Annotated in this window: 16 protein-coding genes; 2 read left to right on the top strand and 14 right to left on the bottom strand. The window is 65.9% G+C overall.

Annotated features, from left to right (window positions below; translation table 11 throughout):
* The first annotated feature begins 18 nt into the window (after nt 1–18).
* Nucleotides 19–1,779, top strand: a complete 1,761-nt coding sequence (locus WFK98_RS07090; protein ID WP_336799751.1) for a metallophosphoesterase family protein — start codon at nt 19–21, stop codon at nt 1,777–1,779.
* A gap of 39 nt (nt 1,780–1,818) precedes the next feature.
* Here WFK98_RS07090 and WFK98_RS07085 read toward each other — a convergent pair whose 3' ends face one another.
* The 4 genes from WFK98_RS07085 to WFK98_RS07070 all read right to left on the bottom strand — a co-directional run bounded on the left by WFK98_RS07085 (nt 1,819) and on the right by WFK98_RS07070 (nt 5,623).
* Complete coding sequence (locus WFK98_RS07085) at nt 1,819–2,883, bottom strand: AI-2E family transporter (protein ID WP_336799750.1); 1,065 nt, start codon at nt 2,881–2,883, stop codon at nt 1,819–1,821.
* Nucleotides 2,884–3,034: 151 nt separating this feature from the next.
* Nucleotides 3,035–3,439 carry a response regulator transcription factor gene (locus WFK98_RS07080; protein WP_266340075.1) on the bottom strand — a complete coding sequence of 135 codons (405 nt, stop codon included), beginning with the start codon at nt 3,437–3,439 and terminating at the stop codon, nt 3,035–3,037.
* Nucleotides 3,440–3,516: 77 nt separating this feature from the next.
* The gene (gene fixJ / locus WFK98_RS07075; protein ID WP_266340074.1) at nt 3,517–4,146 is read right to left on the bottom strand and encodes a response regulator FixJ; all 630 of its coding nucleotides are present in this window, start codon (nt 4,144–4,146) and stop codon (nt 3,517–3,519) included.
* On the bottom strand, nt 4,136–5,623 hold the full coding sequence (locus tag WFK98_RS07070; RefSeq protein WP_336799749.1) for a PAS domain S-box protein: 1,488 nt from the start codon (nt 5,621–5,623) through the stop codon (nt 4,136–4,138). The genes fixJ and WFK98_RS07070 overlap by 11 nt, the downstream gene beginning before the upstream one ends.
* A 215-nt stretch (nt 5,624–5,838) precedes the next feature.
* On the opposite strand from WFK98_RS07070, the gene WFK98_RS07065 reads away from it, so the two are divergent.
* Nucleotides 5,839–6,528 (top strand): helix-turn-helix domain-containing protein, encoded by a 690-nt coding sequence (locus WFK98_RS07065; RefSeq protein WP_336799748.1) that lies wholly within the window; start codon nt 5,839–5,841, stop codon nt 6,526–6,528.
* A 4-nt stretch (nt 6,529–6,532) separates the two neighbouring features.
* On the opposite strand, the gene cysW is transcribed toward WFK98_RS07065, so the two are convergent.
* The 10 genes from cysW to WFK98_RS07015 all read right to left on the bottom strand — a co-directional run bounded on the left by cysW (nt 6,533) and on the right by WFK98_RS07015 (nt 16,511).
* The gene (gene cysW, locus WFK98_RS07060; RefSeq protein WP_336799747.1) at nt 6,533–7,387 is read right to left on the bottom strand and encodes a sulfate ABC transporter permease subunit CysW; all 855 of its coding nucleotides are present in this window, start codon (nt 7,385–7,387) and stop codon (nt 6,533–6,535) included.
* Entirely contained in the window at nt 7,384–8,241 is an 858-nt protein-coding gene (gene cysT / locus WFK98_RS07055; RefSeq protein ID WP_266340070.1) for a sulfate ABC transporter permease subunit CysT, read from the bottom strand. Before cysT ends, cysW begins: the two co-directional genes overlap by 4 nt.
* A 35-nt stretch (nt 8,242–8,276) precedes the next feature.
* Nucleotides 8,277–9,281: a thiosulfate ABC transporter substrate-binding protein CysP gene (gene cysP, locus WFK98_RS07050; protein WP_266340069.1), complete on the bottom strand. Its 1,005-nt coding sequence runs from the start codon at nt 9,279–9,281 to the stop codon at nt 8,277–8,279.
* 163 nt (nt 9,282–9,444) lie between these two features.
* Nucleotides 9,445–10,173, bottom strand: coding sequence for an ABC transporter ATP-binding protein (locus WFK98_RS07045; RefSeq protein WP_336799746.1), 729 nt, complete (start codon nt 10,171–10,173; stop codon nt 9,445–9,447).
* Nucleotides 10,170–11,438, bottom strand: coding sequence for a lipoprotein-releasing ABC transporter permease subunit (locus WFK98_RS07040; RefSeq protein ID WP_336799745.1), 1,269 nt, complete (start codon nt 11,436–11,438; stop codon nt 10,170–10,172). The genes WFK98_RS07045 and WFK98_RS07040 overlap by 4 nt, the downstream gene beginning before the upstream one ends.
* 28 nt (nt 11,439–11,466) lie before the next feature.
* Nucleotides 11,467–12,789, bottom strand: a complete 1,323-nt coding sequence (gene proS / locus WFK98_RS07035) for a proline--tRNA ligase (RefSeq protein WP_266340066.1) — start codon at nt 12,787–12,789, stop codon at nt 11,467–11,469.
* Nucleotides 12,790–13,289: 500 nt separating this feature from the next.
* On the bottom strand, nt 13,290–13,550 hold the full coding sequence (locus tag WFK98_RS07030; protein WP_266340065.1) for a DUF1467 family protein: 261 nt from the start codon (nt 13,548–13,550) through the stop codon (nt 13,290–13,292).
* A 5-nt stretch (nt 13,551–13,555) separates the two neighbouring features.
* Entirely contained in the window at nt 13,556–13,960 is a 405-nt protein-coding gene (gene mce / locus WFK98_RS07025; protein WP_266340064.1) for a methylmalonyl-CoA epimerase, read from the bottom strand.
* Nucleotides 13,961–13,998: 38 nt separating this feature from the next.
* Nucleotides 13,999–15,678 (bottom strand): ribonuclease J, encoded by a 1,680-nt coding sequence (locus tag WFK98_RS07020; protein ID WP_266340063.1) that lies wholly within the window; start codon nt 15,676–15,678, stop codon nt 13,999–14,001.
* Nucleotides 15,675–16,511: a biotin--[acetyl-CoA-carboxylase] ligase gene (locus WFK98_RS07015; protein WP_266340062.1), complete on the bottom strand. Its 837-nt coding sequence runs from the start codon at nt 16,509–16,511 to the stop codon at nt 15,675–15,677. The genes WFK98_RS07020 and WFK98_RS07015 overlap by 4 nt, the downstream gene beginning before the upstream one ends.
* Nucleotides 16,512–16,513: the final 2 nt, after the last annotated feature.

The raw sequence follows: 16,513 nt of genomic DNA, 5'->3' as shown, positions 1-16,513 counted from the left end.
GTGCCGCCTATGAAACCGATGGTCGATCCCCGCAAGGGCGACATTGAAGACGATGCCTCCAGCACCAAGCAGCGCTCGCTGTTTGCGATCGCCGGATCGCTGCTGGCTGAAATCAGCCCGATCAAACTGATCTTCGCCTGGATCCTGCTGATGGGGCTGCCCGGGCTCGTGCTCGGGCTCATCCCGTTTTTCCTGTCGATCTGGATCGGCAATGTCTCGCGCCAGGCGGCGGAGCTCTATAGCGGGCTGGTGCCGGCGGCATTGCTGGTGATCCTCGGACTTATCGCCTGGTATGGCGGCCGGCCGCTGTTCCGGATGATCGAGAGCAGCTTTTGGTCGCTGAACTCGATCATGGTGCAACCGGGCTATGCGCTTTGCCGCGAGACGCTGCGCCACCTGATCGAGCATCGCCTGCTCCGCCGCATCGACGCCAAGCCGGCGACCGTCGCCAGCGCCCGCGCCATGACGGCGGCGATCGCCGGCCTCACCGTCTGCATCCTGGCGATCGGCGTCGCCGCCCTGGTCTGGCCGGCGACGCACTGGACCGGCACACTCGCCGATCTCGCGGCGCCGCGCCGGGTCGTCATCCTGGCGCTTGCCAACGCCACGGTGCTGCTCTGCGCCTATCTTGCCATCGCCGCCCTCGTCTGGGGCATCGCTGACGCCACCATGGCGCAGCCGCGCAGCTTCACGGATTTCCGGCCGGTGCCGGCCGGCGCGCCACGCTGGCGCGTCGCGCATCTCTCCGACGTCCACTGCGTCGGCGACCGCTATGGCTTCCGCATCGAAAGTGGCCGGGTCGGCCCGCGCGGCAACGACAAGTTCACCGCAACGCTGGAACGCCTGCGCGCCGTCCACGCGTCGAATCCCCTCGACGCCATCCTGATCACCGGCGACATGACGGACGCCGGCATCTCGACGGAATGGGCGGCTTTCCTCGACGCGCTGGAGCCGTTTGCGGAACTGATCCCTCTGGTGACGGTGCTGCCCGGCAACCACGACGTCAACGTCGTCGACCGCAACAACCCCGCCCGCATGGACCTACCGATGAGCCCGAACAAGCGGCTGCGACAGCTGCGGACTCTATCTGGCATGGAGGCGCTGCAGGGCGAGCGCTACCGGGTGATCGACCGTGGCCAGCGCCGGCTGGGCGAGACCTTCCATGCGGTGATGAATGGCCAGCGCGAGGCGATCGAAGCCTTTGCCAACCGCGCCTCACGCCGCGCCGGGCGGCCGGTCGCCGAGCTGTGGACCGGCGTCTTTCCAATGGTGCAGCCGCCGGCGCGTCCGGACGGGCTCGGCATCATCGTGTTGAACTCCAATGCCGAGACGCATTTTTCCTTCACCAACGCGCTCGGAATGGTTTCGCTGGAGCAGGCTCGGGCGATGGACGCGATCGTGGAGAAATATCCCGGGGCGTCGTGGCTGATCGCGCTGCACCACCATGTCGTCGAATATCCGCAACCTGCCAAGGCGCTGTCGGAGCGGATCGGGACGGCCCTGATCAACGGCACCTGGTTCGTGCGCCACATCGCCCGCTTCGCCGGACGGGCCGTGATCCTGCACGGCCATCGCCATGTCGACTGGATCGGCGAGAGCGGTGGGCTGCCGATCATCTCGGCGCCGTCACCGGTGATGGAAGGGACCAACGCCAGGGACAGCTACTTCCACATCCACACACTGCATGTCGACGGTGGAAGACTGGCGCTGGCGCGGCCGGAGACGATCGTCGTTCCGGCGCCCGAGCGCAAATCCGCTGCAACGCCGACGCAGGGCTAACGATCCGTTACCAGCGGGGCCGAGCTGTTAACCCCGGCCTCAGCCGGACTGCAGCTCCGACGCATCGCCGTCGCCGGCGCCGAAGATGTCGGCGAGCCAGCGGCTCGATTCGTGATGGGCGGCGATCGTCACGATGGCGATCGCGATCGGCACGCCGATGAAGGCGCCGGCGATGCCCCAGAGGAAGGTGCCGAAGAACACCGCGAATAGAACCATCACCGGCGAGAGCGCCAGCGAACGGCCGGCGATTCGCGGCTCCAGATAGGAGCCGACCAGGAACTGGATCAGGTTCAGGAAGACGAAGATAAGGATCGCCGCCTGCCAGGTATCGAACTGGGCGATGGCGAAGAGCGTCGGCAGCACGGTGGCGAAGAGCGGCCCGATCACCGGGATGTAATTGAGCGCGAAGGCGATGACGCCCCACTCGGCGGAAAGGCTCAGGCCTGAACCATAGGTGAGGCCCCAGACAAGCACACCGGTCATGATGCTCATCAGCGTGCGGACCAGCATGTAGCGGCGCAGCTTGGCCGCGGTCTCGCTGCTGCCGACCAGGAAGGCATAGCCGATGCTGCCGGGCTGGAAGCGGCGGAGCTTGCGGCCGATGTCACCAACCTCCAGCAGGCCGAGCATGACGTAGATCAGGACCACCAGCGAGAAGGTCAGCGTGCTGTTCAGGCGGCCGGTGACCTGCTGGACGATGCGCAGGATCCAGCTGACGTTGAAATGCCGCTCCCAGAGGCCGTTGACGGCGATGCCGTAGCCTTCCAGCCAGGTCGCTAGCTGGTTGTACATCGCCTGGAAGCGCGCCGTGTCGCTCAGCACATAGATGCCGACCCGATTGAGGCTCCAGCCGAGGAGCAGCGCGAAGATCGCCATCACGACGATGGTGCCAACGAGGCAGACAAGCAGCGCGACGAGTTGCGGCAGGCGCGCCTGCATCGCGCGCTGCACCGGCCAGACCATGGCGATGATCAGCAGCGCGAAGGATATCGGCGCGAAGACGTTGCTCGCCCAGTACATCGCCGCGATGATCAGGATGATCGCGCAGATGCCGATCATGGCCGGCACGGGACTGCGTCCCGCATTGCTCGTCGTATCGTTCATGGAAAGTCCCGGCTACGTCCCGTTCGCGCGATCGTTCAGGAGCGTCGTAGCACGCGCGACCTGATTCGACTGCGCAATCCATACGCGAGTGAAACGCCGCTACCATGACGGGGGCGTGCAGGCAGAGGTCGGCCGATACCGTCCTATCGCCTCAGCCGAGCGGGGCGGCGCCCGCGAGCGCCTCGCGGATCCGGTCGAGCAGGGCGGATCCGAGCAGCGGCTTCTCGACCAGGGCAACCCCGGCCTCCGCCGCCCGGCGGATCAGCGCCGGCGATGGATTGGTGACGGTCAGGATCGCCGGCATCGGGCAGCCGCGCCGCCAGACGGTCTCGATAAGGTCGATGCCGTTGATGCGTTTCAGGTGGTAGTCGACGACGACGCAAGCGTCGGGACGGAGTTCGGCCAGCCTTAGGAACGTCTCGGCATCGCCGAAGGTCTCGACCGCGAAGCCGTCAATGCCGAGGGCGAAGCGCAGCGAACGACGCACCGCGCCATCCCCGTCGATGACGAAAACCAGGCCGGGCGGCGGAGGATCGGAAATTGCGGAGCTTGCCATCGATCGAGGGTTCGCGCGGAAAGCCCGTACCCTGGCCGCCTACCGCCTCGACCGCATTGATCCATCGCAACTGGCCGTTAGCCTTCGGCCACGCCGCCGGTCGTCCCCACGATCAGCGCCATCCGCACCAGTTCCGACAGGCTTGCGGCGTCCATCTTGGTCATCACATGCGCCCGGTAGATCTCGACCGTGCGCGGGCTGATGTCGAGGTCGTGCGCGATGCGCTTGTTGGCATGGCCGGCGACGAGGCCTTCGAGAACCTGCTGCTCGCGATTGGTGAGGGCTGCCAGGCGCTGGCGGATATCCGCCTTCTCGCGCCCCTCCTCGCGCGCCTTGCCCTGCCGCGCCAGCGCGGCGCGAACGGCGCGCAGCATCGCCTCGTCGTCGAACGGCTTCTCCATGAAATCGACGGCGCCGCTTTTCATCGCCTCGACGGCGAGCGCGATGTCGGCATGACCGGTGATGACGATGACGGGCAGAGCGATCGCCTGCGCCTTCAACCGCTTCAGAAGTTCGATGCCGTTGATTTCCGGCATCCGCACGTCGGTGACGATGCAGCCATCCGCGAGGGTCGGCGCCGCCGCGAGAAAGGCGGCGCCCGACGCATAGGTCTCGACGGCGATGCCGGCGCTCTCGAACAGGAAGGCGAGCGAGTCGCGCGCCGCGTCGTCATCGTCGATGACGTGAACCCTCGCTTCAGTGGACACGCTCAGTCTCCTCGATCCGGACCGCAGGCACGGTGAAGTTGAAGACGGTGCCGCCGCCGGGATTGCCTTCGGCCCAGATTCGCCCGCCATGCGCCTCGACGATGGTCCGGCAGATGGAAAGGCCGACGCCCATGCCGTTCTGCTTCGTGGTCAGGAAGGGCTGGAACAACCGCGCCATCACCTCCGGCGCAATCCCAGTGCCTCTGTCCGATACCTTCACTCGAATCATCTCGCCGCCCGGTTCGATCTCGCTGGAAATGACCAGATCCCTGCCCCCGCCCTCGTCCATCGCGTCGATGGCGTTGCGCATCAGATTGACAAGCACCTGCTGGATCTGCACCCGGTCGCCGAACAGAAGATCGACCTCGGGATCCAAGGCAAAGCGGATGCGGATGCCCTTCTCCTTGGCGCCGACGAGCGCCAGCGCGCTCGCTTCCTCGATAAGGCGGGCGAGGCTCTCGACGCGCTTCTCCGTTTCGCCGCGCGCCAGAAAGTCGCGCAGGCGGCGGATGATCTCACCGGCGCGCAGGGCCTGGTCGGCGGCGCTCTCGAGCGCGGCGCGCACCTTGGGAATGTTCTCCGGCGCGCCGCTCTCCAGCAGCCGGCGCGAGCCGCGCAGATAATTGGCGACGGCCGAGAGCGGCTGGTTCAACTCGTGCGCCAGGGTCGAGGCGATCTCGCCCATGGCGGTGACGCGCGAGATATGCACCAGTTCCGACTGCAATTCCTGCAGCCGCGCCTCGGTTTCCTGCCGCTCGGAGAGATCCCGCACGAAGCCGGTGAAGAAGCGCTGGTCACCGGAATGCATCTCGCCGATCGCCAGCTCCATCGGGAAGGTCGAGCCGTCCTTGCGCTCGCCGACGACGATGCGGCCGATGCCGATGATGCGCCGCTCGCCGGTCCTGCGGTAGCGCTCCAGATAGCCGTCGTGCTGTTCGCGATAGGAAGACGGCATCAGCCGCTTCACATTGCTGCCGAGAATCTCCTCGGCCGAATAGCCGAACATGCGCTGCGCCGCCGCGCTGAACGATTGCACCAGCCCGGCATCGTCGATGACGATCATCGCGTCGGGAATCGTCTCGAGGATGGAGCGGAGATGCGCCTCGCGGTAGCGAAGATCCGCCGCCGCCGTGGCAAGCTGCCGGCGCACCCGGCGCAACCACTCGCCAAGGACAACAAGCGCCCCGCCGATCACGGCGAAAGCAGCGCCATTCCAGACATGCGGTGCCTGCAATCCCTCCAGCTGGCCATGGATCGCCAGGCCGACCACCAGGCTGGTGGCGATCGCGATGAGGCCGGGCCAGAGCCCGCCAAGGCCGGCGGCGACGATCACGGCCGGAATATAGAGCAGGAACGTCGCCTGCATCCGGAAGACCGGCTGCACGGACAGCCAGGTGGCGGCCGCCATCAGCACGGCGACGAACAACGACGCCAGCAGCACCCGCGAGGCCCGGCCGACGGGCCAGGAGATCTTCATCGCCGAGCCACCGAGTTGCCACGGACACGGGCGATTCCGCCGGCGCGCCGCTCAGGAAAACGGAACAAGCAACTCACCTCTCGACATAGAACCGGCCGCGCTCGGAGCCCGCCAACCCACCTACGGGATATCCCTTAGGTACATGATCTGAATTCAATCCCGGCCGTCGGCATCCTAATCCAGCATCAACACTGGATGAATTCGAGGATGACGACATGTTGACGTCCGTTGCAACCACCCGGAGCATCGTTTCCAACCGGACCGACGGCGCCCGCGGGTTCGTTCCCTCGGCCCGCCACACCAGCTTCCTCGGCCTCACGGGCATCCCGCTCCACTTCGAGCGCGGCGCCGAGATCGTCGCCGAGGAAGACCCCGCCGAGCACATCTACCAGGTCGTCAGCGGCACGGCCCGCACCTGCAAGCTGCTCTGCAACGGCAGGCGGCAGATCGGCGCCTTCCTGATGGCGGGCGACTATTTCGGCATGGAAGCGCGCGACACGCACTGCTTCGCCGTCGAAGCCATCACCGACCTCCACGTCGTCATGGTCAGCCGCAGCGCTGCCTTCGCGGCAGCCGGCCGCGACACGGCAGTCGCCCGCTCGCTCTGGGACATCACGGCCCGCAGCCTCGATGCCTGCCAGCAGCATGCGCTGCTGCTCGGCCGCAAGACCGCCGTGGAGAAGATCGGCTCGTTCCTGAGCGAGATGGCCGAACGGCAGGGCAGCGACGACGAGATCGACCTGCCGATGTCGCGCCAGGACATCGCCGACTATCTCGGCCTCACCATCGAGACCGTTTCACGCACCATGACCCAGCTCGAGAGCGCCGGCACGATCGCGCTGCCGACCTCCCGCCACGTCGTGATCAAGCGTCCGCACGAGTTGGAGCGGCTCAGCCTCTGCTGAGACCTCAGGACCCGTGCAGCGCACCGGCGCTGCCGGTCACCCGCTCCAGGATCGTCTTGTCGAACAAGGTCACGAGCGCCACCAGCGTCAGCACCGCCGCCGCCGCGAAAGCGCCGGCGGCGTTGTAGTCGTGATACAGCAGCTCGACATGCAGCGGCAGCGTGTTGGTCTCGCCCCGGATATTGCCGGAGACGATCGACACGGCGCCGAATTCGCCGAGCACGCGCGCATTGCAGAGCACCACGCCGTAAAGCAGGCCCCAGCGGATGTTGGGCAGGGTCACGCGGAAGAACGTCTGCCAGCCATGCGCGCCGAGCGTCGCCGCCACCTCCTCGTCGCCATTGCCCTGGAGCTGCATCAGCGGGATCAGCTCGCGCGCCACGAAGGGTGCCGTCACGAAGGTCGTGGCGAGGATGATGCCCGGCAAGGCGAACATGATCTTCAGGTCATGCGCTTCAAGGAACGGGCCAAACAGCCCCTGCCCGCCATAGACGAACAGATAGGAAATGCCGGCGACGATCGGCGAGACCGAGAAGGGCAGTTCGACGATGGCGAGCAGCAGCTTGCGGCCGGGAAAGCGGAACTTGGCGATCGCCCAGGCGGCTGCGATGCCGAACACCGTATTGATCGGCACGACGATGACCGCGACCGTGATGCTGAGCCAGATGGCCGCGCGCGTATCCGGATCGGCGAGCGACTTCAGCGCGAAGCCAAGACCCTGCGACAGTGCCTGCACGAAGACGGCCGCGACCGGTGCGCCGATGACGAGCGCCGTCACCAGCAACACGCCGCCGATCAGCGCGTAGCCGCGCCAGTTGCGACGGGCGCCGCCGCGGGAGAGATGCGAGGCAGCGCTCATGGGGCGAGCTCGTGGCGGCGGGCAAAGGCCTGCAGCGCGTTGGTGACAACGAGCAGGACGAAGGCGGTCCCGAGCATGACCGTCGCGATCGCCGCGGCGGCGGGATAGTCGTATTCCTCGATGCGGATGAAGGCGAGCAGAGCCGTGATCTCGGTGCTGTAGGGCTGGTTGCCGGCGATGAAGATCACCGCGCCGAACTCGCCCAGGCAGCGCGCGAAGGCGAGCGAGACGCCCGCCAGCAGCGCCGGCACGAGGATCGGCAGCACGACGCGGAAGAAGATCGTGACATTGCCGGCGCCGAGCGTGCGCGCCGCCTCCTCGATCTCGCCATCCAGTTCCTCCATCACCGGCTGCAGGGTGCGCACGATGAAGGGCAGGCTGGTGAAGGCCATGGCGAGCGCGATGCCGATCGGGGTGTAGGCGACCTTGATTCCGAGCGCCGCGAGCGGTTCACCGAACCAGCCATTCTTGGCGAAGATCGCCGTTAGCGCCACGCCGGCGACGGCGGTCGGCAACGCAAAGGGCAGATCGACGATGGCATCCAGGATCCGGCGACCGGGAAAATCATGCCGGACCAGCACCCAGGCGAGCGCGAAGCCGTAGACGGTGTTGAAGATCGTGGCGAGCGCGGCCGCGCCCAGCGTGACGCGATAGCTGGCGACCGCGCGCGGCGAGCTGACGACGGCCCAGTAATCGGCCGGCCCCAGACGCGCGCCGACGACGATCAACGTCGCCAGCGGCAGGCAGATGATCAGCGCCGCATAGAGCAGCGTCAGGCCGAGCGAAAGGCGAAAGCCGGGTACGACCCGGCCCTGCCCTTTTCCCTTCGTCTTCGTCGGGCGGCGGCGCGGCAACGCGCCGGCCCCGCCCAGACTCACATCGGCGGAACTCACTGGCCGGCGAGCTGCTGATCGAGCAGGCCGTCGGAGCCGAAATAGGTCTTGTTGACGGCCGGCCAGCCGCCGAAGACGTCCTCGACCGTGACCAGGCGCACGGGCTGGAACGAGGCGGCGAACTTCTCGACCACGGCCTTGTCGCGGACGCGGTTGCCGTTCTCGGCGAGGATGGTCTGGCCTTCCGGCGAATAGAGGAAGTTCAGGTAGTCGTTCGCGATCTCCTTGGAGCCGCGCTTCTCGGCCACCTTGTCGACCACGGCGACCGGGAAATCGGCCAGCAGGCTGACCGAGGGAACGACCGTGTCGAACTTGTCGGCGCCGAATTCCTTGCGGATGCCGGTCGTCTCGGTCTCGAAGGTGATCAGGACGTCGCCGATCTCGCGCTCCACGAAGGTGGTCGTCGCGGCGCGGCCGCCGGTGTCGAACACGGCGACGTTGGCGAGGAACTTCTTGACGAAGTCATTCACCTTGGCCTCGTCATTGCCGAAGGCTTCCTTGGCGTAGGCGGTGGCGGCCAGATAGGTGTAGCGGGCGTTGCCGGAGGTCTTCGGGTTGGGGAAGACCAGCTTCACGTCATCGCGGACCAGGTCGTTCCAATCCTTGATCCCCTTCGGATTACCGGCGCGCACGAGGAACACCGGCAGCGAATAATAGGGCGAGGCGTTGTTCGGGAACTTCGACGTCCAGTCGGCGGCGACGAAGCCCTTGTCGGCCAGGACCTGGATGTCGGTCGCCTGGTTGAAGGTGACGACATCGGCCTCCAGCCCCTCGAGGATGGAGCGCGCCTGCTTGGACGAACCGGCATGCGACTGCTTGATCTCGAGCGTCTTGCCGGTGTCCTTGGCGTATTTCTCGGCATAGGCCTTGTCGATGGCGACGAAGAGCTCGCGCGAGACATCATAGGAAGCGTTGAGGATGGTGCCCGGCGCCTCGGCGAAGGCCGGCAGGCCGCCAAGCGCGAAGAGGACGGCAGCCGTTACAACCGAAAGGCGACGCATCGTGTATCCCTGCTCGTGATTCCGGCCGACCAAGTCGGCCCGATGAAATGGATGAGCAAAGTAGCAAGCGTCAGAATGGCCTTCGAGGAATGAACGCCTCAATTCCGGCAATCGATGGGATCGGCATTCCAGGAAACTTCGATCACGCGCAAGACGCGAGCGCTCAGAACTCGACGATCTTGCCCGCCTGGAGCGTGATGCGGCGGTCCATGCGCTCGGCCAGCTCCATGTTGTGCGTCACGATCAGCGCCGCGAGGCCCGAGGCGCGCACCAGGGCGTCGAGCGCGTCGAAGACATAGTGCGAGGTCTTGGGATCGAGATTGCCGGTCGGTTCGTCCGCCAGCAGTAGGCGCGGCGCGTTGGCGACGGCGCGGGCGATCGCGACGCGCTGCTGCTCGCCGCCCGAGAGCTCGGACGGCCGGTGCATCACCCGCGCCTCGAGCTTCATATAGGCCAGCAGCTCCTCGGCCCGGCGCGCCGCTTCCTTGCGGTCGAGCCCGCGGATCAGCTGCGGCATCATCACGTTCTCGAGCGCCGAGAACTCCGGCAGCAGATGATGGAACTGGTAGACGAAGCCGATCTGCAGCCGGCGGATCGCCGTCCGCTCCGCATCGCCGAGCGAACCGGCGAGCCGGCCGCCGATTTCGACATCGCCGCCATCCGGCCGCTCCAGCAGGCCGGCGAGGTGCAGCACCGTCGACTTGCCGGCGCCCGAGGGAGCGACGAGCGCGACGATCTCGCCCGGATGGATGGCGAGATTGGCGCCCGTCAGGATCGAGAGCCTGCCGGCGCCCTCCTTGTAGTGCCGCTCGACCCCCAGCAAGCGGAGGGCGGGCGCCCTCTCCGCTCCGGATGTCGGCCTCTGCCGTTCTGCTGCCAAGGCGTTGCTCATTCGTATCGCAGGGCCTCGACCGGATCGAGCCGCGCCGCCCGCCAGGCCGGATAGATGGTGGCGAGATAGCTGAGCACGAGCGCCATGATGACGATCGAAACCGTTTCGCCGGCGTTCATATCCGCCGGCAGCTTCGACAGGAAATAGAGCTCCGGCGAGAAGACCTCGGTCCGGGTCAGCCAGGACACGAACTGCCGGATCGATTCGATGTTCATGCAGACGAGCGTCCCGAGCAGCACGCCGACGATAGTGCCGACGGTGCCGATCGCAGCGCCGGTGATGAAGAACACGCGCAGGATGGCGCCGCGCGTCGCGCCCATGGTGCGCAGGATCGCGATGTCGTGGCTCTTGTCCTTCACCAGCATGGTAAGCCCGGAGATGATGTTGAGCGCGGCGACGAGCACGATCAGCGTCAGGATCATGAACATCATGTTGCGCTCGACCTCGAGCGCCGAGAAGAAGGTCATGTTGCGCTGGCGCCAGTCGGTCAGCACGACCGGCCGGCCGGCGGCCGTCTCGATCGGCTCGCGCAGCGCGCCGGTCTGGTCGGCGTCGGAGAGATAGACCTCGATCGCCGACGCCTTGTCGTCCTGGTTGAAGAAGCCCTGCGCTTCGGCGAACGGCATGAAGACGAAGGAAGAATCATATTCCGACATGCCGATCTCGAAGATCGCCACCACCGGATAGGCCTTCACGCGTGGCGTCATCCCCATGGGGGTGACATTGCCGCGCGGCGAGACAAGCGTCAGCTTGTCTCCGATCGTCAGTCCCATGTTCGTGGCAAGCCGCGTGCCGATGGCGACACCCTCGGCCTCGTCGAAATTGTCGAGCGTGCCGAGGCGGACATTCTTCGAGATGCTCGGCAGGCTGGGCAAATCCTCGGCCCGGACGCCGCGCACGAGCGCGCCGGTCGAGTTGTTGGCGCCCGAGGCCAAGACCTGGCCCTCGACCAGCGGAATCGCGGCCGTGACGCCCTTCACCATCGCGATACGACTGGCGACGTCAGCGAAATCGGTGAACGGCGTATCGATCGGCTGCACCACGACATGACCGTTGATACCGAGGATCTTGTCGATCAGTTCGCCGCGAAAACCGTTCATCACCGCCATAACGATGATCAGCGTCGCGACGCCGAGCATGATGCCGATGAAGGAGAAGCCCGCGATGATCGAGATGAAAGTCTCGCGCCGGCGTGCGCGCAGATAACGCAACGCCAGCATCCATTCGAAGGCGGAAAACGGTTTGGTGCCGGTCGGCTCAGCCATTCCTGTCCTGATCGCGGCGCGCCGCGCCTTAAGAGCTGCCAAGAAGTTTGGCCACTGCCGCATCCACGCTAATGGATTCGCGGTCGCCCGTCGCCCGTTGCTTGAGCTCGACTTCGCCGCGCTCCAGCCCCTTCGGACCGACGATCAGCTGCCAGGGCAGGCCGATCAGGTCCATGGTCGCGAACTTCGCTCCCGCGCGCCCCTCGACATCATCGTAAAGGACTTCGATTCCGGCTTTCGTAAGGCGCTCATAGAGCTGGTCGCAGGCGAGATCCGTCGCCGCGTCGCCCACCTTCAGGTTGATCAGGCCGACCTTGTAGGGCGCGATGCTCTCCGGCCAGATGATGCCGGCCTCGTCATGGCTCGCCTCGATGATCGCGGCCACCAGGCGCGAGACGCCGATGCCGTAGGAGCCCATGTGGACCGCGTGCTCGACGCCGTCCGGACCGGTGACCTTGGCGCCCATCGGCTCGGAGTACTTGGTGCCGAAGTAGAAGACCTGCCCGACCTCGATGCCGCGCGCCTCGACCCGGTTCTCTTCCGGAAGTGCCTCGAACACGGCCTTGTCGTGCATCTCCTCTGTCGCGGCATACTTCTCGGTCCAGGCCGCCACGATCGGCGTCAGGTCGCCATAGAAGTCGATGTCGTCGCCCGGAACCGGCGTATCGAGCGCCGCCTTGTCGAGGAACACGGCGCTCTCGCCGGTCGAGGCAAGCACGATGAACTCATGCGTGGCGTCGCCGCCAATCGGGCCCGAATCGGCGCGCATCGGGATCGCCTTGACGCCGAGACGGTCGAAGGTACGCAGATAGGCGACGAACATGCGGTTATAGGCGCGGCGGGCCGAAGCCTCGTCGATATCGAAGGAATAGGCATCCTTCATCAGGAATTCGCGGCCGCGCATCACGCCGAAACGCGGGCGCAGCTCGTCGCGGAACTTCCACTGGATATGGTACAGGTTCAGCGGCAGCTCCTTGTAGGAGCGCACATAGCTGCGGAAGATGTCGGTGACCATCTCCTCGTTGGTGGGGCCGTAGAGCATTTCGCGCTCCTGCCGGTCCTGGATGCGCAGCATCTCCTTGCCGTAATCGTCATAGCGGCCGCTTTCGCGCCAGAGATCGGCCGACTGGAGCGTCGGCATCAGGATCTCGACAGCGCCGGCTCGGTCCTGTTCCTCGCGGACGATGCGCTGGATGTTGGACAGAACCTTCTGACCCAGCGGCAGCCAGGAATAGATGCCCGCGCTCTGCTGGCGAATGAGGCCCGCGCGCAGCATCAGCCGATGGGAAACGATCTCCGCTTCCTTCGGCGTCTCGCGGAGGGTCGGCAGAAACGAGCGGGAAAGGCGCATCAGATAGGGCTCCAGCGAGTCGAATGGGCGCACATCAAGCCACACACGGACGAAAACACAAGTCCCGGAAATCAGCGCGTTTGTCGCGGCGATTGATGAAGCGTTGGGCAGGATCGCACCCTGCCGTCATCAGCACGTTCCAACGCGCAAACGGGGCATTTCCGCGACGGAGGAACTAAGGTCAGTCATGTTGACGCAAAAAATATGGGCTGCCCATGCACAATTAGATGACAAGCGCGTAGCCATTGGATAACGTCGGGTCATAACAAAGGACCACGCAGTAAAGCGTGGCTCCAAACAAAGGCACGCGGTCTAAGTCTTGGGAGGAAGCCCCCTCTGGCGCGCTGAAAAGCAGCTGCCGCCGAGCTCGATATAAAGAGCTCGATCAAAGCCAATCGAGCGAAAAGCTCGGCTGAGGGGTTGAGCGCGAACTAAAAAAGGCAAGATCCTCGCGGATCTTGCCTTTTTTGTTTGCCATCTCTTGCCGGAATCGCGCCTGTTCAGAGCGCGATCTTGCTGAGCACCTCGGCGGTCCAGCCCATCTTCACGTAGCCGTACCAAATCCCGTACACGATTATTGCGCTGATCACGGAGGTGATGATCGCCTTGCGGACCAGGCGCAGATTGGCCGGAGCGCTCGGCGTCGTGCCGAGCAGGACGTTGCCTTCCTCTTCATGCGTGCGCACGCCGAAGGGCAGCACCATGAAGAGCACCAGCCACCAGATGATGAAGTAGACGGCGAAAATGCTGTAGATCGGCATCTCGTTCAGGCCTCCTCGAGTTCGACCAGCGTTCCGCAGAAATCCTTCGGATGCAGGAACAACACCGGCTTGCCATGCGCGCCGATCTTCGGCTCGCCATTGCCCAGCACGCGGGCGCCCTCGCCTGCGAGCCGGTCGCGGGCGGCGAGGATGTCGTCCACCTCGTAGCAAAGGTGGTGAATGCCGCCGTCCGGATTGCGGGCCAGGAATTTCGCTATGGGCGATTCCTCGCCGAGCGGCGCCAGAAGCTCGATCTTGGTGTTCGGCAGTTCGACGAACACCGTGACGACCCCGTGATCGGGCAGGCTCAGCGGCGCGGAAACGCGCGCGCCCAGCGTGTCGCGGTAGGTACGCGTCGCGGCCTCGAGATCCGAAACCGCGATCGCCACATGGTTCAGTCGGCCGATCATGCCATGGCTCCCTCGCAGACCTTACGTCTGCAAAGGCGTCATACGATCGCGACGAAGACAGTGCAAAGTGGCTTTTTGCCCCAAGCCTGCCGAACGGCGGCGCGGACGGAGCGACGAATCGCCTCGCGGACCAGATCGGGATCGCGCCGCCGGGCGCGCGGAATGCTCTCGATCGTGCCGAGAACCGCCGTCATCACCGTCTCTTCGAACGGATGGCCGGAGACGCCGTGGATCGGCAGGCCCGTCAGGGCGATCTCCGGATCGACGGCCACGCTGCCCTTCCCGTCGAGGACGACCGATACGGCGACATGCCCGGCGAAGCCGAGCTTGCGCCGCTCCGGCACGCCGACCGAATCCTCGTCGGCGATGATGATGCCGTCCTTGTAGAGGCGGCCGACCGGAACGTCGTCGATCTCCTCGGCGGCGCCAGGCGCCAGGCGAACGATGTTGCCGTTCTCCGTCAGCATGACCTGCTTGACGCCCATGTCGCGGGCGAAGGCCGCATGGGCCCAGAGATGCATCGCCTCGCCATGGACGGGAATCGCGATCTCGGGTCGAACCCAGCCATACATCTCGGCGAGTTCGTCGCGGCGCGGATGGCCGGATACATGCACCAGCCGATCGCGGTCCGTCAGCACGATGATGCCCTGGTCGCAGAGCTGGTTGATGATGTTGCCGATCGCCTTCTCGTTGCCGGGAATCGGCCGCGCCGAGAACACGACGGTGTCGCCCGGCGACAGCCCGACGAACTTGTGCTCGTCCTCGGCGATCCTGGCGAGCGCTGCGCGCGGCTCGCCCTGGCTGCCGGTCAGGATGGCGACGACCTTGGAGCGCGGCAGATAGCCGTAGGATTCCTCGTCGAGGAAGGGCGGCAGCCCCTCCATGTAGCCGAGCTCGGTCGCCACATCGATCGCCCGGCGCAGGGCGCGACCGACGACCACGACCTGACGATCCGCCGCCTGCGCGGCGAGCGCGATCGACTTGATGCGGCCGACATTCGACGCGAAGGTCGTGAAGGCGACGCGACCGGTGGCTTCCTTGACGATCTCGGCCAGCGACTGGCCGACCTCGGTCTCGCTCGGGCTGCGGCCGTCGCGCATGGCGTTGGTCGAATCACAGACGAGCGCCAGCACGCCTTCGTCACCGATTTCGGCGAAGCGGGCGGCATCGGTGACCGGGCCGATCACCGGCTCGGGATCGAGCTTCCAGTCGCCAGTATGGACCACGGTGCCGAGCGGCGTGCGGATTGCCAGCGCCATCGGCTCGAGGATCGAGTGGGCGACGGCGATGAACTCGACATCGAAATCGCCGATCGTCACGTGCTCGCCCGGCGAGACGATGGTGACCGGGATCTCCGGCGCGCCGGGCTGCGCCGCGCGCTTGGCGTTCAGCAGGCCGGCCGTGAAGGCGCTCGCATAGACCGGCACATGCAGCTGCGGCCAGAGGTCGAGCAGGGCGCCGAAATGGTCTTCATGCGCATGGGTGATGATGATCGCGTCAATGAAGTCGCGCTCTTCCACCATGTAGCGGATATCCGGCAGGACCAGGTCCACGCCCGGCAGGTCCGGGCCGGCGAAGCTGACGCCGAAATCGACGCAGATCCAGCGCCGGCGATTGGACGGACCATAGCCATAGAGCGACAAGTTCATGCCGATCTCGCCAACGCCACCCAGGGGAAGGAAGACGAAGTCGTCCGTAGCTGCTTTTTTTGCGCTCATTGCCTCGACGTCGCCACTGTACCGAAATGGACCTCGCCCGCGGCGATCGTCCGAACCAAACCATCCGGGGAACGGATGACGAGCCGACCTTCATCGTCGATCGTCTCGAAGACCCCGGAAAACACCTGCTCGCCGATCCGCACGGCGACCGTCTCGCCGAGACCGGCGGCGCGATCGAGCCAAAGCCGTCTCACCGCCTTGAAGCCGCGACCGTCATTCCAGACCCGAGCCACGCTCGCCCAGGCATCGGAAAGCGCCTCGAACACACGAGCCGCGTCGATGCCGACTCCCAGTTCCGCCAGTGCCGTTGCAGGATAGGGCAAGCCCTCCGGCGCGGCGACGACATTCACGCCGATCCCGATCACAACCGCGAGGCGATCGCCGGGAATCGGCTCAGCTTCCAGAAGAATACCCGCTAGCTTGGCGCCGTCGAGGAGAACGTCATTCGGCCATTTGAGGCGAAGACGATCGCGGCGACCGGCGGGACCTACTCCCTCAACGCCATCGAGCCCGATTCGCAGCATCAGGTCCGGCGCCACCGAGCGCAGCGCCTCGTCCAGGGCGAGACCCGCGACGAAGCCGAGCGTCGCGGCCGTGGCCGGGTGATTGGGAACGACGACCAGCAGGCTCGCCGCCATGTTGCCGACCGGCGTCACCCAGTGACTGCCGCGACGGCCCCTGCCCTGCGTCTGATGCGCGGAAACGAACCAGCACGCGCCGGGATCCCCGGCGCGCGCGGCTGCCATCGCCTCCGCATTCGTCGAACCGACCGTCTCGAAAGTCCTGAGGCGGTAGTGGTTCTCTGCGGAGGCCCGGCCGAGCTTGAACTCCATCA

This window comes from Kaistia sp. MMO-174 (assembly GCF_037147815.1).
Lineage (GTDB): Bacteria > Pseudomonadota > Alphaproteobacteria > Rhizobiales > Kaistiaceae > Kaistia > Kaistia nematophila.
The sequence above is the reverse complement of the archived record's forward strand: the minus strand, read 5'-3'. Positions and strand labels throughout refer to the sequence as shown.